This is a genomic window from Oceanobacillus saliphilus (assembly GCF_023522835.1).
Lineage (GTDB): Bacteria > Bacillota > Bacilli > Bacillales > Amphibacillaceae > Oceanobacillus > Oceanobacillus saliphilus.
On the sequence record NZ_JALCZU010000209.1, the window covers coordinates 1 to 260 of the forward strand.

Below are 260 nucleotides of genomic sequence, written 5' to 3' on the forward strand. Positions count from 1 at the left end.
TCCAAGATTTCACCGTCAGCCATGAAAATAACACGGTCGGCCACTTGCTTAGCAAAGCCCATTTCGTGCGTCACAACCAACATCGTCATGCTTGAGTCAGCAGCGATTTCGCGCATAATCTTCAATACATCGTTAACCATTTCTGGGTCCAATGCAGACGTTTGCTCGTCAAACAACAAGGCCTTTGGCTTCATCGCCAATGAACGTGCAATCGCAATACGTTGTTGTTGCCCACCTGACAACGTTGAAGGCATCTTCTC

1 protein-coding gene is annotated in these 260 nt (G+C 47.7%); it reads right to left on the reverse strand.

Annotated elements, in window-relative coordinates:
- A partial coding sequence (locus tag MN204_RS20935; RefSeq protein ID WP_249872976.1) for an ATP-binding cassette domain-containing protein occupies positions 1–260 on the reverse strand: 260 nt, incomplete at both ends.